Below are 22,160 nucleotides of genomic sequence, written 5' to 3' on the forward strand. Positions count from 1 at the left end.
GCCCCTCGGGCGCCGCGCCGGGGTCAGGCGGCGGCCCGTTCGACGAGTCCCTCGAGCAGGAGTGCACCCGTGCGTGCTCCGCCCGCCGCGCGCAGGCGCTCACCGATCGCGCCCGCGGCCGCCGCGTAGGAGTCCGTGTCGAGGATCGTCATGAGGGCCTCGGCGATCTGTGCCCCGGACGATCTGCGCCCCAGCACCAGCCCGGCACCCGCCTCCTGCACGACCTTGCCGATCATCGGCTGATCGAGCATGGGGTGCATCGGCACGATCAGCATCGGCAGCCCGTGGGCGAGGGCCCGCATCGTCGTCGCATGGCCGCCGTGGCCGAGCACGGCCGAACAGTGGGGCATGACCTCGGTGTGGGGGATGTACCGGTGGACCGCGACGTTCGGCGGAGCGGACAGCCGGCCCGGATCGACAGCGGGCCCCGTCGTGACGGTCACGTCGATCGGCAGGTCCGCGACGGCGTCGAGGATCCGCTGGAGTACCTCGGGCTGTCCCGGGAAGGCCGTGGTGCTGAGGCTCACGAGGACATGGGGGTGCGCGGGCGGTGTCGCCGGCGCGGTCACGTCGACCGCGGCTCCCGCCCACACCACGTTGCCGGAGCGGCGGGAACGACCGGCCGGATCGAGGTCCGGATCCGCGCACACGAGCACGAGGTCCGCGCCCTCGAGGACCTGACGGGGGCCGAGGCCCTTCAGGCGCGCCAGGACCGAGATGGGGTTGCGCCGGAAGGGGCCGTCGAAGAAGGCGTAGAAGCTGTGCACCAGTGAGACGTAGGCGAGCCCTTCTTTCGCGGCGGCACCGAGGGCACCGAACAGGAGGCAGTCGATGACGAGCAGGTCCGGCGGGTCGCGGCGGGCCTCGGTCACCACGTCGCGGCCGATCCCGGCGTCGGTGAACACCGACAGCATCATCGTGATGTCCCGCAGCGCCGGCAGCTCGACCGTCGGCGTCATGGGCACGGCCGAACGGTACGGCACGAAGTCCGCTCCGGTCGCCCGGACCGCGTCCGACTGGGCCGGGTGACCCATGAACCGGACGGAGTGACCGGAACGCATCAGCTCCGCGCCGATCAGCAGGGCCGGCGGGAGATTGCCGCCGGCATCGAGCGTGGCGAAGAGGAACGTGGACATGTCATCACCTCGGGGAGGGGCCCCACCGGGCGGGAAGGCGAGCGTACTGCTCCCCCTCCCATGAAACAATGATCGGAGGCAACCTCCCTTCGTCCGTCCAGCCCGGAAGTGATCGATCATGACCCCAGCACCCTCCGGGCGTCCCGCCGGCGTGCGGGCACGGACCGCGGCGCTGGCCCCGGGGCTGGCGGTGGTGGCCGCGGGCGTGGCCGTCGCGCTCTGGGTCGGATCGGTCCAGTCCGTCGTCGGCGCCCTCGTGATCGCGCTGGTGCTCGGCGTGCTGTTCGCGAACTCCACCCTCTACGCCCCGGCTCTTCGACGGGGTGTGACGGCGGGGACGAAGAAGCTGCTGCGGGCCGGTGTCGTCCTCCTGGGACTCCAGCTCGCCCTGCCCGACATCGTGGCGCTGGGCCTGCCCGTCCTCGGCCTGATCGTCGCGTGCGTCGCCCTGAGCTATGTCCTCACCCTCCACCTCGGCCTGCGGCTCGGTCTCACCCGCGCCGGAGCCACCCTCATGGCAGCGGGCTTCTCGATCTGCGGCGCCTCGGCGATCGCCGGCCTGCAGGGCGTCGTGGACGCCGACGACGACGAGACCGCCGGCGCGGTCGCGATGGTCACCCTCTACGGGTCGCTCATGATCGTCGTCCTGCCCGTGCTCGGCGGCCTCCTCGGGCTGGGTGAGGACCGCTTCGGGATGTGGGCGGGGCTGGCCGTGCACGAGGTGGCGCAGGTCGTGGCCGTCGCCGGCACGGCCGGAGCGACGGCGCTCGCCGTCGCCACGGTGGTCAAGCTGGGCCGGGTGCTGATGCTCGCGCCGGTCGCCGCCGTGGCGTCCCTCGGCGAACGACGGCGCGCCGCCCGGGCGGGAGCGGATCAGCCGACCGCCGGGGCCGGCCTTCCCGGACCCTCGGCGGCCCGGACGGGGATCGTCCCCGGGAACTCGGCCCGCCCGCCCGTGGTCCCCCTGTTCGTGCTGGGCTTCCTGGCCATGGTGGCCGTCCGTTCGCTCGGGGTCCTGCCGCTCCCTGTCCTCGACGGCAGCCGTACCGTCACCACGGTGCTGCTGGCGGCCGGCATGTTCGGGCTCGGCGCGGGCATCGACGTGCGCCGGCTGCTGCGCACGGGGGGACGCTTCGCCGTCGTCGGCGCCCTCTCGACGGTGCTGCTCGCGGGCGGATCACTCGTCGGGGTCCTCCTGGCGGGGTGACCACGCCGACGGCGCGGACCGGGTCAGCGCAGTCCCGTGGTCCGGTCGAGCGCGAGGCCGATCAGTTCGTCGATCAGTTCGGTGTAGCCGAGACCGGACTTCGCCCACATCTGCGGGTACATGCTGATGGGCGTGAACCCGGGCATGGTGTTGATCTCGTTGATGACCAGGCGGCCGTCCGGCGTGTAGAAGAAGTCCACGCGCGAGAGGCCCTCACCGCCGATCGCGTCGAAGGCCTCGCCCGCGAGCCGTTGCACGCGCTCGAGGATGTCCGGCGGGAGGTCCGCCGGGCAGGAGAGCTCGGCCGCGGCGCCGTCGACGTACTTGGCCTCGAAGTCGTACCAGGCGTGGTCGCCGGGCTGGATCGCGATCTCCCCCGGCAGCGACGTGCGCGGCGCCGCGAGGCCGCGCCCCTGCAGGACCGCCACCTCGATCTCCCGGCCCTCGATGCCTGCCTCGACGACGACCTTCGGGTCGAAGGCACGGGCGGCCTCGACCGCGTCCCTGATCCCGGTCGCGTCCTCGACCCGGCTGATGCCCATGGAGGAGCCGGCCCGGGACGGCTTGACGAAGAGCGGGAAGCCGAGGCCCGCGGCGCGCGCCGCGCAGGCGTCGGGGTCGCTGCGCCACTGGCGGTCGGTGATCACCTCGTAGGGGCCCACCTCGAGCCCGGCGGCGGCGAACACGACCTTCATGTAGTGCTTGTCCATCCCGACGGCGGACGCGAGGACACCCGCGCCCACGTAGCGCATGTCGGCCATCTCGAGCATGCCCTGGAGCGTTCCGTCCTCGCCGAACGGCCCGTGCAGGAGCGGCAGCACCACGTCGACGCCGCCGAGGCTCTCGGGCACGGAACCGGGCGCGGCGACGAGCAGTTCCCGGCCGGAGCCGCCCCCGGTCGCGGTCCCCATGACCACGGCCTGCTCGGTCGCGGTGACCTCGGGCAGGACGTCGGAGCGCAGCGACCAGGCGGACGGATCCGCCGAGACGAGCGACCACTGGCCGGATCTGGTGATCCCGACAGGCACGACGTCGTAGCGGGTCCGGTCGATCGCCTCGAGGACGCCGGCCGCGGTCACGCAGCTGACGGAGTGCTCGCTCGAGCGGCCCCCGAAGAGCACGAGGACGCGGGGCTTGCGGGTGGGGGCGGAGGTCTCGGTGGTCACGGAGCGGGATCGCCTTCCGGCTTGAGGTTGCGGGACAGCAGGCGCGGCCCGAGGTCGTTCACGGACAGGTGCCCCTGGAGGACGGCCACGACGCTCTCGGTGATGGGCATGTCCACGCCGAGCTTGGTGGCGGAGTCGAGGACCGCGTGCGCGGACTTGATGCCCTCGGCGGTCTGGTTCATGCGGACCGTCACCTGCTCGAGGGTCAGGCCCTGGCCCAGCAGGTGGCCCGCGGTGTGGTTGCGGGACAGGGCGGAGGAACACGTGGCGATCAGGTCGCCCATGCCCGCGAGCCCCGCCAGCGTCTCGGCCTTCCCGCCGAGCGCCACCGCCAGGCGCGTCGTCTCGGCCAGCCCCCGCGTGATCACGGACGCCTTCGTGTTGTCACCCATGCGCCGCCCCTCGCAGATGCCGACGGCGAGGGCGATGACGTTCTTGACGATGCCGCCGATCTCCACGCCGATCACATCGGTGGAGGTGTAGGGCCGGAAGTAGGAGGCCGTGCACGCAGCGGCGATCCACGCCGCTGTGTCGTGGTCCGGACACGCGACGACGGACGCCGTCGGTTCCTCGCGGGCGATCTCCATGGCCAGATTGGGTCCGGAGAGCACGGCGATGCGCTCCGCCGGCAGACCGAGCTCCTCGGCGATCACCTCGCTCATCCGTGCATCCGTGCCCACCTCGAGGCCCTTCATGAGGGAGACGACGACGGCGGTGCCCGGGATGAGCGGGCGCCAGGCCGGGAGCTGTGCCCGGAGCGTCTGGGCGGGGACGGCGATGACCACGAGGTCGCTCCCGGCCAGGACGGCGGCGATGTCGGTGGACGCGGACACGTTGGCCGGAAGGCGCGTGTCACCGAGGTACCGCGAGTTCCTGTGCTCCACGGTGATCTCGTCGGCCACCTCGGGGCGCCGCGACCAGAGCATGACGGGCGTGTCGGCGGCGTCGGCGAGGACCTTGGCGAAGGTCGTCCCCCAGCTGCCGGAACCGAGCACCGCGATCTTCGCGGGTGCCGGGGTCATGACCGTCCTCCGGTCGGCGAGGCGTCGGGGCCGTCGTCCGGGGCCTCGAAGTGGCGGCCGGTCGGCTTCTGCTGCTTCTGCGCGGGGTCCCAGCGCTCCGCGGGCGGCTCCTCGCCCCTGAGCTGCGCCAGCAGGTCCGTGATCGCATCGAGGATGCGATCGGTGGCGGCGTCGAGCGTGGTCCTGGTCAGCGGGGCGTCGGAGAGGTCGGAGAGGTCCACGGGCTCGCCCACGAGCACGCGGGAGCGCTTGCGCGGGAAGAGGTAGAAGCGCTTCGCGTAGCGGGGGAAGACCTCCTGCGCACCCCAGTGCGCGATCGGGACCACGGGGGCTCCCGTCTGGAGTGCGAGGCGTGCAGCACCGGTGCGGCCCTTCATGGGCCACATGTCAGGATCGCGCGTGAGCGTGCCCTCCGGGTAGATGATGATGCCGCCGCCGTCGGCGAGTGCTGCGCGCGCGGCCTCGAGCGAACGGTTGGCGCCCGCCGAGCTCCGCTCCACCGGCACCTGCCCGATGGTGCGCAGGATCGCCCCGATGACCGGCACCTCGAACAGCGACGCCTTCGCGAGGAAGTGCGGCATGATCCCCTGGTTGTAGAGGAAGTGCCCCACCACGACCGGATCGATCTCCGTGACGTGGTTCGGGCAGACGATGATGCCCGTCCCGCGGGGCAGCTTCTCCTGCCCGTGCCACTCCTTGTCCATGAGCGCATTCATCACCGGCCTCACCCAGGAGGCGAGGAACATGAACATGGCCCGTGAGCCGCGTGACTCCCCCATCTGCCCGGGCCGCCTAGGAGAAGGCCACGGCGGGAACCGGGGCGTCCTCCGTGACGTCGAAGTCGGCACCCAGGCCCTCGAGCTTGTCCTGGAAGCGCTCGTAGCCCCGGTTGATGAGCTCGATCCCGGTGACGCGGGAGACGCCGTCGGCCGCGAGGGCCGCGATGAGGTGGCTGAAGCCGCCACGGAGGTCGGGGATGTCGATGTCCGCGCCGTGCAGCTGCGTGGGCCCGGAGATGACGGCCGAGTGGAGGAAGTTGCGCTGGCCGAAGCGGCACGGGACGCTGCCCAGGCACTCGCGGTGCAGCTGGATGTTGGCGCCCATGCGGATCAGGGCCTCCGTGAAGCCGAAGCGCTGCTCGTAGACCGTCTCGTGGACGATCGACACGCCGGACGCCTGCGTTAGGGCGACGACGAGGGGCTGCTGCCAGTCGGTCATGAAGCCGGGGTGCACGTCCGTCTCCAGGACCAGCGGCTTCAGTGCGCCGCCGGGGTGGTAGAAGCGGATGCCCTCGTCGTCCACGTCGAAGGCCCCGCCGATCTTCCGGTACGTGTTGAGGAAGGCGGTGAGGTCGAGCTGGCGCGCGCCCTCGACGTAGATGTCCCCCTTGGTGACCAGGGCCGCGGACGCCCACGACGCCGTCTCGTTGCGGTCGGAGATGGCCTTGTGGTTGTAGCCGGTCAGCTCCGCGACGCCCTCGATCCGGATGACGCGGTCGGTCTGCACGGTGATGATGGCGCCCATCTTCTGCAGCACGGCGATGAGGTCCATGATCTCGGGTTCCACGGCGGCACCCGAGAGCTCGGTGATGCCCTCGGCGCGGATCGCGGTGAGGAGCACCTGTTCCGTGGCGCCGACGCTCGGGAAGGGCAGCGTCAGCTTCGCCCCGTGGAGCCCCTTGGGCGCGGAGATGGAGATACCACCGGGGCGCTTGTCGACGACGGCGCCGAAGTTGCGGAGGACCTCGAGGTGGTAGTCGATCGGGCGGTCGCCGATCTTGCAGCCGCCGAGGTCGGGGATGAAGGCCTCGCCGATGCTGTGCATCAGGGGCCCGCAGAAGAGGATGGGGATCCGCGAGTCACCCGCGTGCGCATCGATGTCCTTGGACATCGCCATCTTCGCGTTGATCGGGTCCATCGTGAGGTCGCCCGTCACGGGGTCCTTGGTCACCGTCACGCCGTGCAGCTGCAGCAGGCTCGTGACGACGTCGACGTCCTTGATCTCCGGGACATTGCGCAGGACGGACGGCGTGCTACCCAGCAGGGAGGCCACCATCGCCTTCGGAACCAGGTTCTTCGCACCGCGGACGGATACTTTGCCGGTCAGCGGGATGCCCCCGCGGATGGTCAGAACGCTACCCATGAATACCTATTTCCCTCATACGTTGAACCCCCCGCGGACTCGAAAATGCTCGTACCAAGCATAGGAGCACCGTGCGGCGGACAGAAATTCAAGGGTACGTCGCGCACTCCCTGTTCTCTTGGGAAGAACCAGCGCGGGTGCGTCGTCATTCCTTCCGGACACCGAAACCGTACGTGACGAGCACGACATCCGGTGTGCGTGCACTCAGGAGCGTGCGGGCAGGGTGGTCGGTTTCCAGGACGGCCGGCGCGCCTCGAACGCAGTGATGTGCTCCTCCTGGCGGAGGGTCAGCCCGATGTCGTCGAGCCCCTCCAGCAGGCGCCACCGCGTGTAGTCGTCGATCTGGAAAGGGGCGCTCACCGATCCGCACTGGACGGTGCGGGAGGCGAGGTCCACGGTCACCGCGGTGCCCGGCTCGTTCTCGAGGATCTTCCAGATGAGCTCGATGTCGTCCTGGGCGACCTGCGCCGCCACGAGCCCCTGCTTGCCCGAGTTCCCGCGGAAGATGTCCGCGAACCGGGAGGACAGGACGGCCCGGAAGCCGTAGTCCTTCAGCGCCCACACGGCGTGTTCGCGGGAGGAGCCGGTGCCGAAATCGGGTCCTGCGACGAGGACGGTCCCGCGGGAGTAGGGCTCCCGGTTGAGGATGAAGCCCTCCTCCTTGCGCCAGCCCGCGAAGAGCGCGTCCTCGAACCCGGTGCGCGTGATCCGCTTGAGGTACACCGCGGGGATGATCTGGTCGGTGTCGATGTTGCTCTGGCGCAGCGGGACGCCGATGCCGGTGTGCGTGGTGATCTTCTCCATGGCGGGCTCCTAGGCGGCGGGGACGGTGGAATCGGCGGCAGGACGGGTGGCAGGGCGGGCACCGGTGCCGGGCAGCGGATCGAGGTCCGACGGCGAACTGAGGGTGCCGCGCACGGCGGTCGCGGCGGCGACGACGGGCGAGACGAGGTGGGTCCGCCCGCCCTTGCCCTGGCGCCCCTCGAAGTTCCGGTTCGACGTCGAGGCACACCGCTCCCCCGGCGCCAGCTGGTCCGGGTTCATGCCGAGGCACATGGAGCAGCCGGCGAACCGCCATTCGGCGCCGAAGTCCTTGAACACCCGGTCCAGCCCCTCGGCCTCGGCCTCCAGCCGGACGCGGGCCGAGCCCGGCACCACCATCATCCGCACGGCGGGATCCTTCTGCCGCCCCCGGATGATGTCCGCGGCGATGCGCAGATCCTCGATGCGGCTGTTGGTGCACGAGCCGAGGAACACCGTGTCCACCCGGATGTCCTTCATCGGGGTGCCCGGCTCGAGGGCCATGTAGTCCAGCGCCCGGTTGCAGGCTGCCTTGTCGTTCTCGTCCGCGAAGTCGTCGGGCGAGGGCACGGCCTGCGAGAGCGAGACCCCCTGGCCGGGGTTCGTCCCCCAGGTGACGAAGGGTTCGAGCTCGTTCGCGTCGAGGAACACCTCGGCGTCGAAGACGGCGTCGTCGTCGGTGCGCAGTTCCCGCCAGTCGGCGACGGCAGCGTCCCAGTCGGCGCCCTCGGGGGCGTGGGGGCGGCCCTTGAGGTACGCGAAGGTCGTCTCGTCCGGTGCCACCATGCCGGCGCGCGCCCCGGCCTCGATGGACATGTTGCAGATGGTCATGCGCGCTTCCATGGACAGCGAGCGGATGGCCGAGCCGCGGTACTCCAGGACGTAGCCCTGGCCACCCCCCGTGCCGATCTTGGCGATGACCGCGAGGATGATGTCCTTCGACGTGACACCCGGCTTCAGGGTCCCCTCGACCGTGACGCCCATGGTCCGGAAGGGTTTCAGCGAGAGCGTCTGCGTGGCCATGACGTGCTCCACCTCGGAGGTGCCGATGCCGATCGCGAGCGCTCCGAAGGCCCCGTGGGTGGAGGTGTGCGAGTCGCCGCAGACGACGGTCAGGCCCGGCTGCGTGAGTCCGAGCTGCGGTCCGACCACGTGGACGATGCCCTGCTCGGCGTCGCCGAGCGAGTGCAGGCGGACGCCGAACTCCCGGCAGTTGGCGCGCAGGGTCTCGATCTGCGTGCGGCTCGTGAGGTCGGCGATCGGCTTGTCGATGTCGAGCGTCGGCGTGTTGTGGTCCTCGGTGGCGATCGTCAGATCGGGCCGGCGCAGCGGCCGTCCGGCGAGGCGGAGCCCCTCGAACGCCTGGGGCGAGGTGACCTCGTGCACCAGGTGCAGGTCGATGTAGAGGAGGTCGGGCTGCGCTTCGGCGCCGACGACGTCGCCCTTGCGGACCACGTGCGCGTCCCAGACCTTCTCTGCCAGTGTCTTGCCCATGACGATCGTCCTTCTCTGTTCCGGCGAACCGGGCCCGGTGGGGCCCGATAGGACCAATGTGGTTGCCACTCAACCAGCGCCCGGCGACGAGGGCCAGCCCGACGGGTTGCGTCTCAGATAATGAGACGGCAGTATCATCCTATGGACAATTCTAGTGGAGTCGGCGTGATCGACAAGGCCGCTCTGGTACTCGACGCCCTCGAGGCGGGCCCCACCACCCTCGCCCAGCTCGTCGCATCCACAGGGCTGGCACGGCCCACGGTGCACCGGCTGGCCCTGGCCCTCGCCCACCACCGTCTGGTGGGCCGGGACATCCAGGGTCGCTTCGTCCTCGGCAGCCGCCTCGTGGAGCTCGCCTCGGCGGCAGGCGAGGACCGGCTGATCGCCGCGGCGGGGCCCGTCCTGCTCACCCTGCGGGACGCGACGGGCGAGAGCGCCCAGCTGTTCCGCCGGCAGGGTGACTGGCGGGTCTGCGTCGCCTCGGCGGAGCGGCCCGTGGGGCTGCGGGACACCATCCCCGTTGGCACCCAGCTGTCGATGAAGGCCGGGTCCGCCGCCCAGTGCCTGCTCGCCTGGGAGGACCACGACCGCCTGCTCATGGGACTGCAGAACGCGCGGTTCACGCCGACCGTGCTCGCCGGGGTGCGGCGGCGCGGGTGGGCGCAGAGCCTCGGCGAGCGCGAGGCCGGCGTCGCGTCCGTCTCCGCGCCCGTGCGCGGTCCCTCGGGGCGGGTGATCGCGGCCGTGTCGATCTCCGGCCCCATGGAGCGCCTCACCCGGCAGCCGGGCCGCATCCATGCCGAGGTCGTCTCCGACGCGGCGCGCCAGCTGACCCTCGCCGTCGGATCGGCGTCCGAAGGACACGCGGACGGTCACGGGGACGGATCCGCGGACGGACAGGCCGGCTGACATGCCGGCTGACCTCCCCGCCGGAAAACAAGCCCCCGCCCGGGCTCAGCCCGCCGTGCCGCTCCACCGGTACGCCGTCTTCCTGCGCGGCGTCAACGTCGGTGGCGTGACGGTCCGCATGGCGGAACTGCGCGATCTGCTCGCTGGGCTGCCCGTCGCCGACGTCGCGACGGTCCTCGCCAGCGGCAACGTCACCTGCTCCTCCGCCCTCGGACCGCTGGACCTGAAGCGGACCGTCGAGGAGGCCCTCGGCGCACGCTTCGGCTACACGGCCTGGGTGATCGTCACCGAACGCGCCGAGCTCGGTGCGATCGCCGCGTCCGTCCCGCAGCCGCCCGGCGGCGCAGGGCCGGTCCACACCTACGTCACCCTGTTCACCGGGACGGACGAGCTCGCGGCCTTCCTCCGGGAGGCCCACGAGCTGCAGCCCGTGGTGCTCGACGGTGGTACGGCCATCGGGTGGTTCGCCCCCAAGGGCCGGTCCACGGACGTCCCGCTCGCCCGCCTCCTCGCGCGCGCCCGGTTCGCCGCGACGTCGACCACCCGGAACATCAACACGGTGGAGAAGGTGCTGCGCCTGCTCGGCTGAGCCGCGGTCGGGCGGGGCCCCGGGTTGGTAGTGTTCGAACACCCGCCCTGACCAGCCGAAGGACACCCATGCGCCTCATCGCCCAGGACTGCTACCAGCTCGACCGGCAGAAGGGGTCCCACGGTTTCGTGGTGGTGGGCGCCGCCCGCACCGCGGTGGTGGACCCCGGCATGTCCTCCGGGTCCGACGGCGTGATCGCCGAGCTGCGGGCCGGCGAGGCGACGACCGGCCCGGTCACGGACATCGTCCTCACCCACTACGACGTCGACCACGCACAGGCCGCGCAGCGGCTCCAGGAGGCCCTCGGGGCGACCGTGTGGATCGGCGCCGCCGACGCGGACATCCTGCGCGGCCGCCGCACGCCGCACACCCTGTTCCGGAAGGTGCTGCAGCGCCTGGTCCGCGTGGCACTCCCCGCCGGCGCGCGGGAACTGACCGGCGCCGGCGAGATCTTCCCCGCGCTCGCCTATTTCCCGACGCCCGGCCATACGCCGGGCCATGTGGCCTACCAGTGGCGCGGCGTGCTCTTCACCGGCGACGCGGCCAGGGTGTCGGCCGGCGGCGGTGTCGGCGACTTCGCCGCGATCTTCATCGACGACAAACCGACGGCGGCGGCCACCGTGGGGCTGCTGGCCGAGCGCATCGATTCGGGCTCGGTCGAGTGGATCTGCTCGGGACACGATCCCGTCGCCAGGGTCACGTCGGCCACCCGCTGACGCCGCCGGGCCGCCGCGTCCTCCGGCGGGTGGTCCTCAGGCCCGGCGCGCTCGGGAAACGGCGTCACGGAACCGGTTGCACCGGTCCACCTCGGCCTCGACAGGGGCCACGACGGTGCCCTCCGCCGCGCGGGCGCATGCGGCGAACAGCCGCCGTCGTACCCGTGCCGCGCGACGGGCCGCACCCCACCGGGCGAGCAGCGCAGCGAGCACTCCGAGGAGGATGCCTGCTCCCGCGCCGCCGGCGATGAGCAGGGTGGGCACCGGGAACCCCTCGACGCGCGGGACGTCGACGGCGGGCAGCTGGAGGAAGCCGAGCACGGCGAGGACGCCGAGCCAGGCCAGCCCTGCGACGAGCGCGGCGAAGGCGACCCACTGGAGGACACCGAAGACCGCCCACCAGGCGCGCCGTCCGGTCTCCAGGTCGGCAGCCGTGACGGCGGAGTCGAGCGCGTCCGTGAGGTCGTCCGCGGTGCCGCGGGCGGCGTCGCGGATGGACGTGCGCCAGGGCTCCACGACGCCGCGGGCGACCTCGTCGCCGAAGACCCGCAGTGCCTGGTCGGCGCGCGCCCGCTGGGCCGGCCTGCTCAGCGGGAGCGACGAGCGCCGCACCTCGGGCACCACGTCCTGCCGCCGCAGGTTCAGCCGGCGCAGCGGGTCCGGCCGGAACGCCCCGAGCCATCGCGTGACGGGCCAGCCCATGGCAGCGTGGGCATCGCGGCGGTAGGACGACCGGACGGCGTCGACGACGACGGGCACGCCGGCCGCGGACGCCAGCTCCTCCGCCAGCACCGCCCGCACCTCCTCGGAGGGCCCTGCCACGGGCTCCTCCGCCGCGAAGGGGAGGAGGTCGTCCGCGGCCCGCGCGGCGTCAGCAGCAATCCTGCGGCCGGCCGCGGCGCGGCTTCCGACGAGGTCGCCGATCACCCGGGCGAGGTCGCCCACCCCCTGACGAGTCAGCGCGGAGACCGGGACGACGGCGACGTCCTGCAGTCCCTCGCCGGCGAGGATGCCCCGGAGCGACGCCGTGACCTCCTCCAGGTCCTGCGCCTGGAGGCGGTCCGCCTGGTTCAGGGCCACCAGGGTCACGGCGTCGTGGTGGGCGAGTCCGCGGAGGAATCCGTGGTGGAGTGCCGCGTCGGCGTACTTCTGGGGATCGACCACCCAGAGCAGCACGTCGACCTGCCCCGAGAGCCGCTCCACGATCTCGCGGTGCACGAGGGCGGTCGAATCGAAGTCCGGGAGGTCGAGGAGGATGAGCCCGGCCGCGGGCCCGGACGCACGGGCGGGCGATGCCGTGGCCGGCGCCTCGGGGGCCACCGGCGATGCCGCTCTGCCGCGCCGCCGCCAGCGCAGGAGTCCCCGGCGCCCCTCGCCCGGAGCGTCCGCCCGGATCCCGGGGGCGGTCGATCCTGCCGGCGCCGCGACGGCGGCGCCGGACGGGGCGTCGTCGGGCGTGCGCGGCTCCTCGCCGGCCGCCTGTGCCGCGGGGGGCGGAGCGTCCGCCCCGGCCCGTGGGTCCTGCGCCGTGCCGGGCGATCCGGCCAGCGGGGCGCCGTCGGGGAGCTCGACCCGCACGCGGACGCCGAGCCAGTCGAGCAGCTCGTCGCTCCCCTGCCGCCCCCAGACCAGGGCGAGCGGCTCGGAGGTCGTGGGACGCCGGGCGGCCACCCGGGCGACGTCGGTGCCGCTCAGGGCGTTCACGAGCGACGATTTCCCGCTGCCGGTGGGCCCGAACACCCCGACGACCGTGTGGTCGGCCGAGAGTGAGCGGCGGCTGCCGGCGCGGTCCAGGGTGGCGTGCAGCCGCGCGAGGTGCTCCTCGGGCAGCCGGTCCGTGCCGAGCCAGTAGGCCGCCTGCAGGTCCTCGAGCACGCCGGTGAGGGTTTCGGCGAGCGGCGCCTCCGCCGTCGCTCCCCGGTGTCGGCTCATGCGCCGTCCCCGGCCGCGGCGCGCTGTCCCGGGGGCAGGGCCGTGCGGAGCCGGCGGGCGAGGACACGCAGGGTCTCCGCCGGCGTCTGACGGGCCAGGGGCTCGAGGCTGCGGTCGAAGGGCTCCCGCTCCTGGCGGAACAGCCCCTCCACGCGGGCCGACAGGTCCTCGCGTGCCGTGGCGGTGAGGCGGCGGACGGCGTCGTCCCCGAAGACCGCCTCGAGCAGTTTCTGCCCCGCGATCGCCGAGGCACCGGCGATCCCGAGCTCCCCGCCCGTGATCCCCCCGGTCGAGGCGAAGACCACCACCATCAGCGCGACGGCGATGCCGTTCACGCCGAAGGACAGCATGCGGGCCGTGAACCGCTTGTCGGCGCCCTCGGCCTGGACCAGCCGCAGGAGGTCCTCCTGCCAGGCGCGGATCTCGCGTGCCACCTCCGCGGAGACGGCATCGGCATGCCAGGGAGCGATGCCCTCCAGGAGGACCCGGCCCGCTGCGTCGCTCCGCCATCGCCGCCGTGTCGACTCGTCGGCGCGGGCCGCCTGCTCGACGACGACGGTCTGCAGGCCGCTGCCGATGGCCTCGGCCACGGTCGCGGCCGGGGCGGGGCGGCCGGTGAAGAAGGCGCTGACGCGGTCGCGGGCCCGCCCGATCCTCGACTCGAGCCCCCGCATGAACTCGCCCGTGCCCACGAAGTCCTGCCAGCGGGCGAGCACTTCGCCGCGCAGCAGCCGGCCGTCCTCGGTCGCGGCGAGCACGGCGCGCAGCGCCTCGCGATAGGCGCCGTCCGCTGCCGCCCGCAGCTCGTCCCCGGCCGCCTGTTCCTCGCTCACCGCCTCCGCGATCCCGTCCACACGTTCCGCCAGGGCACGCATGGCTCCCTGCACGGTGCGCCGGGCGATGTCGCGCCGGCCCTCGGCGTCGGTGGCGAGGGCCTGCAGCCACCGGGTGATGGGTTCGACGGCATCGGCCGGCAGCATGCGGGCCGGTCCGAGCGGCAGCTCGGGGATCACGAAGATGGGGGCGTGACCGAGGTTCTCGGCGGACAGGAGGGTGAGCAGGTCGCTCCTGATTTCCTCCTCGACGCCGGGCGGTACCCGATCGAGCACGATCGCCACCAGCACGTCACGCCGTCCGGCCTCGGCCAGCAGCTTCCAGGGGACGGCGTCCGCGTAGCGGTTGGCCGTCGTCACGAAGAGCCAGAGATCGGCTGCCGCCAGGAGCTGGCCGGCGAGCCGGCGGTTCTCGTCGGCGATCGAATCGACGTCGGGAGCGTCGAGCAGCGCGAGGCCGGCCGGCAGCGTCGGCGTGGGACGCAGCAGCAGCGTGTCCGCCCCCTGGCCGGTCGCGGGGTGGTGCGAGGGTCCCCCGGGGGAGGCCGATGCTTCGCCGGCCGTCCCGTCGTCGCCCCCGAGGCGGACCCGGGCGAGGGAGGGCAGCACCCGGTCGTCGTCGAACCAGCCGGCGTCATCCGGGTGGTGGAGCAGGAGCGGGCGGCGCGTGGTGGGCCGGACGGCGCCCGTCGCGGAGACGGGGCGGCCCACGAGGGCGTTGACCAGTGTGGACTTGCCCGCTCCCGTCGAGCCGCCGACGACTGCCACGAGGGGCGCGTCGAGGCTGGCCAGGCGCGGGAGGATGTAGTCGGCGAGCTGCGCACGCGCGGCCTCGGTCGAGGTGCGTGCGGCGGCGGAGGCCGGGAGCGCCAGGGGGAAGGCGAGATGATCGAGTGCGCCGCTCACGTCCCGCAGCAGCGGCGGCAGCGCGCGGGCTTCGCCGGCCGGGGAGGGTGCGCTCATGGCTCCATCATGCCAGCCGCGTCCCGCCGAGCGGCGCCAAGGGGCGCCGCGCCCCGGCACACCCTGCGGAGCAGACCCTGCGGAGACCCTGCGGAGCGGGTCGGGCCGGGAAACAGAAAGTCCCGGACATCGTGGTGATGTCCGGGACTGTCCGGTTGTGACCCCAGCGGGATTCGAACCCGCGTTACCGCCGTGAGAGGGCAGCGTACTAGGCCGCTATACGATGGGGCCAGTACTTTCCATCCTACTACTTCTTTTTTACTGCTCGTGCCATCCCGTCCGGAAGGACGGAACCGCGCTGGGGTACCAGGACTCGAACCTAGAATGTTGGTACCAGAAACCAGTGTGTTGCCAATTACACCATACCCCAATGGCACTTCCCGAAGGCCCGATCGTGCTGGGCTCCGGCCGCGTAACCGCTCCGCGCCGAGAAATAACTTTACCGGACAGAGGGCAGGAACTGCAAAACGGCCGCCAGCCCGGCGATGCAAGGCACCTCGGGAACGCCTTCGGCGCCCGTGGCCGCCCCGGTCCCCGAGTCGACCCCGCGGTCCCTGCCGGCACCCGTGCGATCGAGCCAGACGCCGATCAGCCCGGCGTCCCGTGCCCCCACCGCGTCCACCAGCCGGTTGTCGCCGACGTACAGCGTGCGCGACGGCGCGGCACCGATCAGGCGCGCGCCCTCGCGGTAGATGGCCGGGTCCGGCTTGGCGACCCCGACCGTGTCGATGCCGACGAGCACCCCGATCCGCTGGAGCCCGGCCCGGTCGAGCTTTGCCCGCTGGTAGTCGTGCACGTTGTTGCTGACAGCGCCGTAGGGGATCCCCCGTGCCTCCAGCGCGTCCAGCAGCGGGACGACGTCGTCGTACGCACGGAAGTGCTGCGGGAGCAGCTGCTCGTAGTCCCGCACCCACGCCTCGGCCACACGCCCCAGGAACGGCTCCGGGGTGAACCCTGCACGGGCATGCCGGACCCGGTGCACGCGCTGCTCCTCGAAGGTGAGCTCGCCGGCGAGGAAGCGGTCGTAGTGCCGCTGCGGATCCGTCGTGTACAGCGCCTTGTAGCGCACCCAGTCGTCATCCCCCAGGTGGCTGAGCGCCGGATCGGGGATCGCCTGCAGGACGTGCCCCATGGCCTGCTCGAGGTCCACGAGGGTGTCGTCGATGTCGAACAGCACCCCCTCCACGGGGTCCGCCTGCGACGCCGTCGGTTCGTCGGCCGGGCCCGGCACGGCTCAGCCTGCCGTCTCGCGCAGGGCGCGCAGGCGCGCGACCGAGGACTCGCGCCCGAGGATGACCATGGACTCGAAGAGCGGGGGCGAGATCCTGCGCCCCGAGATGGCCGTGCGCGCCGGGCCGAAGGCCAGCCTCGGCTTCAGCCCGAGGGTGTCGACGAGCGCTCCCCGGAGGGCCGCCTGCAGCGACTCCGCGTCCCACGCGTCCACGGCCTGCAGGGCGTCCAGGGTCGCGTCGAGCACCTCGCCGAGGTTCTCGGGCAAGCCCTTGCGGGCGTCCTCGGCGATGTCGACGGCGTCGTCGGCCTTGAACAGGAACCCGATCATCTCGGGTGCCTCGCCGAGCAGGGTGATGCGCTCCTGGATGAGGGGGGCGGCCTCGGCCACGATGCGCAGCTCCTCGTCCGTGGGAGCGTCACCGATGACGCCGGCGGCGACCAGATAGGGCAGGAGCCGGCTGCGGAACTCGGCGGGGTCGAGGAGCCGCACGTGCGTGCCGTTGATCGCCTCGGCCTTCTTCAGGTCGAACCGGGCGGGGTTGGCGAGGACGTCGCGGACGTCGAACTTCTCGACGAGCTGCTCCACGGAGAAGATGTCCTCGTCCGCCGACAGGCTCCAGCCGAGCAGGGACAGGTAGTTGAGCAGACCTTCCCGGATGAAGCCGCGCTCGCGGTGGAGGAAGAGGTTCGACTCCGGATCCCGCTTGGACAGCTTCTTGTTGCCCTGGCCCATGACGTAGGGCAGGTGCCCGAACAGGGGCATGTACCGGGCCACCCCGATGTCGATCAGCGCTCGGTACAGGGCCACCTGGCGCGGCGTGGAGGAGAGCAAGTCCTCCCCGCGCAGCACGTGCGTGATGCCCATGAGGGCGTCGTCCACGGGGTTCACGAGGGTGTAGAGCGGCGCGCCGTTGGCGCGCACGACGGCGAAGTCCGGCACGCTGCCGGCGCGGAAGGTGATGTCGCCGCGCACGAGGTCGGTGAAGGTGATGTCGTCGTCGGGCATCCGCAGGCGCAGGACGGCGGGCCGGCCGGAGGACCGGAAGGCGTCCTTCTGCTCCTCGGTCAGCGTGCGGTCGTGGTTGTCGTACCCGAGCTTGGGGTCGCGGCCCGCCGCGCGGTGCCGCTCCTCCACCTCCTCGGGCGTGGAGAAGGATTCGTAGAGGTGGCCGGCTGCGACGAGGCGCTCGATGACGTCCCGGTACAGGTCGCCGCGCTGCGACTGGCGGTACGGCGCGTGCGGCCCTCCCACCTCCACGCCCTCGTCCCAGTCGATGCCCAGCCAGGTCATCGCCTCGAGGAGCTGCTGGTAGCTCTCCTCGCTGTCGCGGGCGGCGTCGGTGTCCTCGATGCGGAAGACGAGCTTCCCGCCCGTGTGGCGCGCGTACGCCCAGTTGAACAGCGCCGTCCTGATCAGCCCCACGTGGGGCGTGCCCGTCGGGGACGGGCAGAATCGGACCCGGACGGGGGTGGCATCGGTGACGGTGGGGAGATCTGCGGCAGTAGTCATGATGCTCCCAGTCTAGGTGGGAGCATCATGACCGGCCGCGCGGCGCCGCGCCCGGCCCCCCGGACGCGCGGCGGCTGGATCAGCGGCGGGCCGGGTTGGACAGGCGCCCGATGCCCTCGATGTCGACGTCGTAGCGCTGGCCGTCGGTGATCAGGCCGACGCCGGCGGGCGTGCCGGTGAGGATGAGGTCCCCGGGCAGGAGGGTGAAGGCCTGCGAGACGTAGGCCACGAGTTCGCGCGCCCCCCAGATCATGTCGCTCGTGGAGCCGTCCTGGCGGAGGTCGCCGTCGAGGCTCCCGCGGATGGTCAGGTTCTCGGGGTCGAGGTCGGTCTCGATCCAGGGGCCGATGGGGCACGACGTGTCGAAGCCCTTGGCGCGCGCCCACTGGTCGTCGGTCTTCTGGACGTCGCGTGCTGTGAGGTCGTTGGCGCAGGTGTAGCCGAAGACGACGTCGTCGACGCGCTCGAGCGGGACGTCCTTGCAGATCCGGCCGATCACGACGGCCAGTTCGGCCTCGTAGGAGATCTGGTCCGAGAAGGACGGCAGCATGATGGGATCGCCGGGTCCGATGACGGAGGTGTTGGGCTTGAGGAAGATCAGCGGCGCCGCCGGCGTCTCGCTGCCCATCTCCTGGATGTGGTCGGCGTAGTTCCGGCCCACGCCCACCACCTTGCTGCGCGGGATGACGGGAGCCAGGAGCCGGACGTCCTCGAGCGCGTGGCGGACGCCGGTGAGCTGGACGCCGCCGTAGAACGGGTCGCCCTGGATGACGGCGACCTCCTCGCTCCCGGGGGTCCCTTCCACGACGCCGAACAATGGGTCATCATCTACGACAAAGCGTGCAATTCGCATGCGGCCAAGCCTAGCCTGCGCAGTTGCGTCCGGGAGCGTGCGCACCGGCGGCGCCGGAACCGGCTCGCCGACGCACCTTAACGACGTACCGCGGGCACTCCCCCAAGAGGGTGCCCGCGGTGCCGGTACTGCATCAGGTGGCCTGACACGCTGCGGCCTGACGGAAATCCCTAACGGATCGCCGAGTCCGGCCGAGAGTGCTTAACCGGGCCAGTTGTTCACGCGGTCGAGCGAGGAGACGGGTGCTACGACGCCGGTCTTCGCAGGGGCGGCGTTGGCTGCGGCAGCCCCACCGGTGACGAGGAGCGTTGCGAGCAGGAATGCGGAGGTAAAGCGCTTCATGGTGTTTGTCCTTAGGGCTCGGTCGACAGTCTAGTGGAGTCCCGCCCTATAACACGAGCGGTTCGATAATCATCGTAAGCCACACCAGTCACTTTAGTAACATATTCAAAGATTTTTTTGAACATTTCTCTGCGCGGATGGTCGCGGCCCGGATGATTCCGAATAATGGGGGGCGACACCCGATCACGTGGAAAGCCGTAGGTGCGCATGACTGACGAGGAAGCCGCCGGCCAACGACTGCTGCTCGAGCTCCGGGCACGGGATGCGTGGAACCAGCGGGACTACGAGAACGCGCAGCATCTCGCGGAGGAACTCGCCTCCGCCGCCCTGCTGGCCTCGGACGAGCTCGGCTGGTGGAACGCCAGCTTCCTCGTGTCGGAGTGCCTCCGGAAGCAGGGCAAGATGCAGGAGTCGTGGGCGGCCGCCGAGATCCTGGGCAAGCACCCCCTGACCGAGCGGTCCAAGGCCCTGAGCGCGAAGGTGTCGACGCTCTCCTCGCTCGCCCTGCAGGGCACGGGGGACCTGGCACTCGCCGTCGCCGCCGCCCGACAGGGCGTGAGGGACGCGGCGGGAAGCCACGACGACGTCAATGTCGAGATCGATGCCCGCCACGCCCTGGTCGCCGCCCTCGCCGACAGCGACCAGCTGGAGGCCGCCTGGCAGGAGTGCCTCGCCCTCGTCGACCTCCTGCCGCTCCAGCCCGCCAGCCGATACGTCGGCCAGTCCTACTGGACGATCGGCAATGTGGCGTTCCTCCTCGGACATGTCGACGAGGGGGTGGCGTACCACCGGCTGGCAGCCGAGAACCTGTCCCCCACCAACGACCTCGACCTGTGGGCGCGCTTCAACCGTGCGTCGGCGTCGCTGCGGCTCGCGGCCGGTGCCATCGGGCCCGAGACGCTCGAATGCATCGAGCGCGCCGAGCTGGCGAGCTCGATCGTCGGCGGGACGGAGCGGGACCGGCTGGAACTGAAGCTGACCCGCGCGCAGTGGCTGGTCCTGACCGGGCAGCTGGACGCGGCCGTCGACCAGCTCGCCGACATCATCGCGAAGAAGCACCTGCTCGCCTCGCATATGGCGGCCCAGGCCCACTTCCTGCTCGGGCAGGCGCTGTCGGCACGCGGCAGCAGGGCCGAGGCTCTCGGCAACTTCAGGGTGAGCGAGGGCCTGTTCCTCCAGTCGGGCGCCAAGGACAGGGCGTCGGCGGCCCACGCCCTGATCCGCGGCATCCAGGAGGTGCCGAGCTGACCCCTCGGGCGGTTCCCGGATGTCAAGCGAATTCTGGGGTCGACTGGGCGGCGCCCCGCCTGCCCGACCTCGCGTAGGTTGATCTTCGAGCCCCGATCGGGCTGGGCGTTTTCCCCCATTACTCCCACCCGGTCGGGGCTTCCTTGCGTGCCGCCGTTCCCGCGCGGGGTCCGCGCGCCCGGCGCGGCGGTCCGCCCGGGAGGAGCGCCGCCGCGCGGTGCTAGTCTTGCCCCGTCACGTGGACCAGGGGCCGGATGGTGCCCGCCGCACGACCGGCCCGCCTGCCCCGGTCGAGGCGCCCTCTGTTGGACGGCGGCAGCCTGGGGGCAACGCATGACGACGGTCTTCGTCCGCACCGCGGACCACGCAACGCCCGGGCGGGCTCGCCCGGGGAGCGGCACTCGGACTGTACGCTGGATCCGATGAGCGCTGAACACAAGGACCCCCGGCTCGCGATGCTCGTCGAGAGCATCGTCCGCCTGTCGCGGGGCGAGCTCAGCAGCCGGATCGAGCCCTCGACCGCCCGGGACGAGGTCGACGCCGTGATCACCGGCGTGAACCTGCTCGCCGAGGAGCTCGAACAGGTCTACGAACAGTTCGAGAAGCGGGTGGAGAGCCGTACCGCGATGCTCCGGCAGGCCCACCTGGACATGATGAAGATGGCGATGTCCGACGCCCTCACCGGTCTCGCCAACCGTGTGGCGCTGATGGACGCCATCGAGGAGGCCCTCAGCCAGGCCGCCAGGGGGACCCAGCCTCCCGCCCTGCTGCTGCTGGACCTCGACAGTTTCAAGAACGTCAACGACCGTTTCGGGCACGACGCGGGCGACCGGGTGCTGCAGGAGGTGGCCTCCCGGCTCAACAGCGTGGTCCGCGAGACCGACGTCGTGGCTCGCCTCGGCGGCGACGAGTTCGCGATCCTGCTGCCCGGCGCCACCAAGGACACCGCCATGCACGTGGCACGCAGGGCACTGGAGGTCCTCGGCGAGCACATCCGCCTCGACTCGCTCTACGTGCATGCGCGCGCGAGCATCGGCGTGCGTCTCGGCACGGCGGACCAGACGGCGGACGAACTCCTGCTCGACGCCGACACGGCCATGTACGCGGCCAAGCGTGAGGGCCGCAGCATCATCAAGCTGTTCGAGCCGGTGATGCTCTACTCGCGGCAGCTCCGCAGCCAGATGGCAGCGGAACTGCGCGGGGCCATCAGCTCGAACGAACTCGTCCTGCACTACCAGCCGGTGGTGGAGCTCGCCACCCACCGGATCCTCGGCGTCGAGGTCCTGGTGCGCTGGCAGCATCCCCTGCGCGGCCTGATCCCGCCGGACACGTTCATCCCGCTCGCCGAGGAGATCGGGGTCATCCACGACCTGGACCGCTGGGTGATGTCCACGTCGCTGCACCAGCTGGCCCGATGGCGCCGGGACTTCCCGCTCGACGACGACTTCCAGCTGCGGGTCAACCTGTCCGCCGTCGAGCTCAAGCAGCTCGACCTCGTCGACTCCATCCGGACCCTGCTCCGCGAGCTCGACCTCCCGTCCCGCAACCTGGTGGTCGAGATCACCGAGACGGCGATCGTCACGCGCGGCGAGGTGGAGATGTACTCGCTGCTGAGCCTGCAGCAGCTCGGCGTCGGGATCGAGATCGACGACTTCGGCACGGGCTATTCGTCCATCAGCTACCTGCGCGAGCTGCCCGTCAGCATGGTGAAGGTGGACCGCTCCCTGCTCACCGAACTCAACACGCGTCCCGGCCAGCTCGAGTTCGTCGCGGCGATCCTGCAGCTCATCCGCGCCGCGGGCCTCGAGGCCGTGTTCGAGGGCATCGAGACCCGCGAGCAGGCGAAGCAGCTCCGGGAGCTGGGCTGCGCGAGTGGCCAGGGATACTACTTCAGCCGCCCCATGCCGGCGGACGAGGCTGGCGCCCTCCTCGCCACGACCCGCTACCTGCGCGTGGGCGAGGAGATCGACGGCCCGGAGCCGGCGGCCTCGCGCTGACCCCGCCCCGGGACGGGAACGGCGCCCCGCCCCCTGCCACGGCGGGCGGGACGCCGTCGGGCGCCGG

The 22,160-nt window shown here is 71.8% G+C and carries 19 protein-coding genes and 2 tRNA genes; 6 read left to right on the forward strand and 15 right to left on the reverse strand.

The window, feature by feature from the left end; genetic code table 11:
* Nucleotides 1-23 precede the first annotated feature (23 nt).
* Nucleotides 24-1,136: a glycosyltransferase gene (locus tag QFZ50_RS08630; protein WP_307083408.1), complete on the reverse strand. Its 1,113-nt coding sequence runs from the start codon at nucleotides 1,134-1,136 to the stop codon at nucleotides 24-26.
* A gap of 118 nt (nucleotides 1,137-1,254) precedes the next feature.
* On the opposite strand from QFZ50_RS08630, the gene QFZ50_RS08635 reads away from it, so the two are divergent.
* Nucleotides 1,255-2,343, forward strand: a complete 1,089-nt coding sequence (locus tag QFZ50_RS08635; protein ID WP_307083409.1) for a YeiH family protein — start codon at nucleotides 1,255-1,257, stop codon at nucleotides 2,341-2,343.
* Between the two features lie 23 nt (nucleotides 2,344-2,366).
* Here the strand turns inward: QFZ50_RS08635 and QFZ50_RS08640 are convergent, their stop codons facing one another.
* The 6 genes from QFZ50_RS08640 to leuC all read right to left on the reverse strand — a co-directional run bounded on the left by QFZ50_RS08640 (nucleotide 2,367) and on the right by leuC (nucleotide 8,968).
* The gene (locus QFZ50_RS08640) at nucleotides 2,367-3,509 is read right to left on the reverse strand and encodes a D-alanine--D-alanine ligase family protein (RefSeq protein ID WP_307083411.1); all 1,143 of its coding nucleotides are present in this window, start codon (nucleotides 3,507-3,509) and stop codon (nucleotides 2,367-2,369) included.
* Nucleotides 3,506-4,531 (reverse strand): NAD(P)H-dependent glycerol-3-phosphate dehydrogenase, encoded by a 1,026-nt coding sequence (locus tag QFZ50_RS08645; RefSeq protein WP_307083413.1) that lies wholly within the window; start codon nucleotides 4,529-4,531, stop codon nucleotides 3,506-3,508. The genes QFZ50_RS08640 and QFZ50_RS08645 overlap by 4 nt, the downstream gene beginning before the upstream one ends.
* A complete protein-coding gene (locus tag QFZ50_RS08650; protein WP_307083415.1) occupies nucleotides 4,528-5,310 on the reverse strand; it encodes a lysophospholipid acyltransferase family protein in 783 nt (260 codons plus the stop codon). Before QFZ50_RS08650 ends, QFZ50_RS08645 begins: the two co-directional genes overlap by 4 nt.
* A gap of 13 nt (nucleotides 5,311-5,323) precedes the next feature.
* The gene (gene murA, locus QFZ50_RS08655; RefSeq protein ID WP_307083417.1) at nucleotides 5,324-6,673 is read right to left on the reverse strand and encodes a UDP-N-acetylglucosamine 1-carboxyvinyltransferase; all 1,350 of its coding nucleotides are present in this window, start codon (nucleotides 6,671-6,673) and stop codon (nucleotides 5,324-5,326) included.
* Between the two features lie 204 nt (nucleotides 6,674-6,877).
* The gene (leuD, locus tag QFZ50_RS08660; RefSeq protein WP_307083419.1) at nucleotides 6,878-7,477 is read right to left on the reverse strand and encodes a 3-isopropylmalate dehydratase small subunit; all 600 of its coding nucleotides are present in this window, start codon (nucleotides 7,475-7,477) and stop codon (nucleotides 6,878-6,880) included.
* Between the two features lie 9 nt (nucleotides 7,478-7,486).
* Nucleotides 7,487-8,968, reverse strand: coding sequence for a 3-isopropylmalate dehydratase large subunit (gene leuC / locus QFZ50_RS08665; protein WP_307083421.1), 1,482 nt, complete (start codon nucleotides 8,966-8,968; stop codon nucleotides 7,487-7,489).
* Between the two features lie 141 nt (nucleotides 8,969-9,109).
* Between leuC and QFZ50_RS08670 the strand changes: the two genes are divergently transcribed.
* From QFZ50_RS08670 to QFZ50_RS08680, 3 genes are all read left to right on the forward strand, one after another.
* On the forward strand, nucleotides 9,110-9,877 hold the full coding sequence (locus tag QFZ50_RS08670; protein WP_307083423.1) for an IclR family transcriptional regulator: 768 nt from the start codon (nucleotides 9,110-9,112) through the stop codon (nucleotides 9,875-9,877).
* 1 nt (nucleotide 9,878) lies between these two features.
* Nucleotides 9,879-10,466, forward strand: a complete 588-nt coding sequence (locus tag QFZ50_RS08675) for a DUF1697 domain-containing protein (protein ID WP_307083425.1) — start codon at nucleotides 9,879-9,881, stop codon at nucleotides 10,464-10,466.
* 68 nt (nucleotides 10,467-10,534) lie between these two features.
* Complete coding sequence (locus QFZ50_RS08680; RefSeq protein WP_307083427.1) at nucleotides 10,535-11,182, forward strand: MBL fold metallo-hydrolase; 648 nt, start codon at nucleotides 10,535-10,537, stop codon at nucleotides 11,180-11,182.
* A gap of 36 nt (nucleotides 11,183-11,218) precedes the next feature.
* Here the strand turns inward: QFZ50_RS08680 and QFZ50_RS08685 are convergent, their stop codons facing one another.
* From QFZ50_RS08685 to QFZ50_RS08720, 8 genes are all read right to left on the reverse strand, one after another.
* On the reverse strand, nucleotides 11,219-13,114 hold the full coding sequence (locus tag QFZ50_RS08685) for a GTPase (RefSeq protein WP_307083429.1): 1,896 nt from the start codon (nucleotides 13,112-13,114) through the stop codon (nucleotides 11,219-11,221).
* A complete protein-coding gene (locus QFZ50_RS08690; RefSeq protein WP_307083430.1) occupies nucleotides 13,111-14,910 on the reverse strand; it encodes a dynamin family protein in 1,800 nt (599 codons plus the stop codon). The genes QFZ50_RS08685 and QFZ50_RS08690 overlap by 4 nt, the downstream gene beginning before the upstream one ends.
* A 158-nt stretch (nucleotides 14,911-15,068) precedes the next feature.
* Nucleotides 15,069-15,141 (reverse strand) — tRNA-Glu (locus tag QFZ50_RS08695).
* A gap of 67 nt (nucleotides 15,142-15,208) precedes the next feature.
* A tRNA-Gln gene (locus QFZ50_RS08700) sits at nucleotides 15,209-15,280 on the reverse strand.
* Nucleotides 15,281-15,349: 69 nt separating this feature from the next.
* Nucleotides 15,350-16,141, reverse strand: a complete 792-nt coding sequence (locus QFZ50_RS08705) for an HAD family hydrolase (RefSeq protein ID WP_307083431.1) — start codon at nucleotides 16,139-16,141, stop codon at nucleotides 15,350-15,352.
* Nucleotides 16,142-16,144: 3 nt separating this feature from the next.
* Entirely contained in the window at nucleotides 16,145-17,653 is a 1,509-nt protein-coding gene (gene gltX, locus QFZ50_RS08710) for a glutamate--tRNA ligase (protein ID WP_307083432.1), read from the reverse strand.
* Between the two features lie 79 nt (nucleotides 17,654-17,732).
* Complete coding sequence (locus QFZ50_RS08715) at nucleotides 17,733-18,506, reverse strand: fumarylacetoacetate hydrolase family protein (protein ID WP_307083433.1); 774 nt, start codon at nucleotides 18,504-18,506, stop codon at nucleotides 17,733-17,735.
* Between the two features lie 201 nt (nucleotides 18,507-18,707).
* A complete protein-coding gene (locus QFZ50_RS08720) occupies nucleotides 18,708-18,848 on the reverse strand; it encodes a hypothetical protein (protein ID WP_307083434.1) in 141 nt (46 codons plus the stop codon).
* 207 nt (nucleotides 18,849-19,055) lie between these two features.
* On the opposite strand from QFZ50_RS08720, the gene QFZ50_RS08725 reads away from it, so the two are divergent.
* Both QFZ50_RS08725 and QFZ50_RS08730 read left to right on the forward strand, forming a co-directional pair.
* A complete protein-coding gene (locus QFZ50_RS08725; RefSeq protein WP_307083435.1) occupies nucleotides 19,056-20,096 on the forward strand; it encodes a hypothetical protein in 1,041 nt (346 codons plus the stop codon).
* A 422-nt stretch (nucleotides 20,097-20,518) separates the two neighbouring features.
* Entirely contained in the window at nucleotides 20,519-22,093 is a 1,575-nt protein-coding gene (locus QFZ50_RS08730) for a putative bifunctional diguanylate cyclase/phosphodiesterase (RefSeq protein ID WP_307083437.1), read from the forward strand.
* Nucleotides 22,094-22,160: the final 67 nt, after the last annotated feature.

It is taken from the genome of Arthrobacter agilis (genome assembly GCF_030816075.1).
Classification (GTDB): domain Bacteria; phylum Actinomycetota; class Actinomycetes; order Actinomycetales; family Micrococcaceae; genus Arthrobacter_D; species Arthrobacter_D agilis_E.

Coding starts and splice junctions, on each gene's coding strand:
- QFZ50_RS08720 (WP_307083434.1), bottom strand. CDS start 18,848: ATGAAGCGCTTTACCTCCGCATTCCTGCTCGCAACGCTCCTCGTCACC.
- QFZ50_RS08670 (WP_307083423.1), top strand. CDS start 9,110: ATGGACAATTCTAGTGGAGTCGGCGTGATCGACAAGGCCGCTCTGGTA.
- QFZ50_RS08725 (WP_307083435.1), top strand. CDS start 19,056: ATGACTGACGAGGAAGCCGCCGGCCAACGACTGCTGCTCGAGCTCCGG.
- QFZ50_RS08715 (WP_307083433.1), bottom strand. CDS start 18,506: ATGCGAATTGCACGCTTTGTCGTAGATGATGACCCATTGTTCGGCGTC.
- QFZ50_RS08680 (WP_307083427.1), top strand. CDS start 10,535: ATGCGCCTCATCGCCCAGGACTGCTACCAGCTCGACCGGCAGAAGGGG.
- murA (WP_307083417.1), bottom strand. CDS start 6,673: ATGGGTAGCGTTCTGACCATCCGCGGGGGCATCCCGCTGACCGGCAAA.
- QFZ50_RS08645 (WP_307083413.1), bottom strand. CDS start 4,531: ATGACCCCGGCACCCGCGAAGATCGCGGTGCTCGGTTCCGGCAGCTGG.
- QFZ50_RS08730 (WP_307083437.1), top strand. CDS start 20,519: ATGAGCGCTGAACACAAGGACCCCCGGCTCGCGATGCTCGTCGAGAGC.
- QFZ50_RS08690 (WP_307083430.1), bottom strand. CDS start 14,910: ATGAGCGCACCCTCCCCGGCCGGCGAAGCCCGCGCGCTGCCGCCGCTG.
- QFZ50_RS08650 (WP_307083415.1), bottom strand. CDS start 5,310: ATGGGGGAGTCACGCGGCTCACGGGCCATGTTCATGTTCCTCGCCTCC.
- leuD (WP_307083419.1), bottom strand. CDS start 7,477: ATGGAGAAGATCACCACGCACACCGGCATCGGCGTCCCGCTGCGCCAG.
- QFZ50_RS08630 (WP_307083408.1), bottom strand. CDS start 1,136: ATGTCCACGTTCCTCTTCGCCACGCTCGATGCCGGCGGCAATCTCCCG.
- QFZ50_RS08685 (WP_307083429.1), bottom strand. CDS start 13,114: ATGAGCCGACACCGGGGAGCGACGGCGGAGGCGCCGCTCGCCGAAACC.
- leuC (WP_307083421.1), bottom strand. CDS start 8,968: ATGGGCAAGACACTGGCAGAGAAGGTCTGGGACGCGCACGTGGTCCGC.
- QFZ50_RS08635 (WP_307083409.1), top strand. CDS start 1,255: ATGACCCCAGCACCCTCCGGGCGTCCCGCCGGCGTGCGGGCACGGACC.
- QFZ50_RS08675 (WP_307083425.1), top strand. CDS start 9,879: ATGCCGGCTGACCTCCCCGCCGGAAAACAAGCCCCCGCCCGGGCTCAG.
- gltX (WP_307083432.1), bottom strand. CDS start 17,653: ATGACTACTGCCGCAGATCTCCCCACCGTCACCGATGCCACCCCCGTC.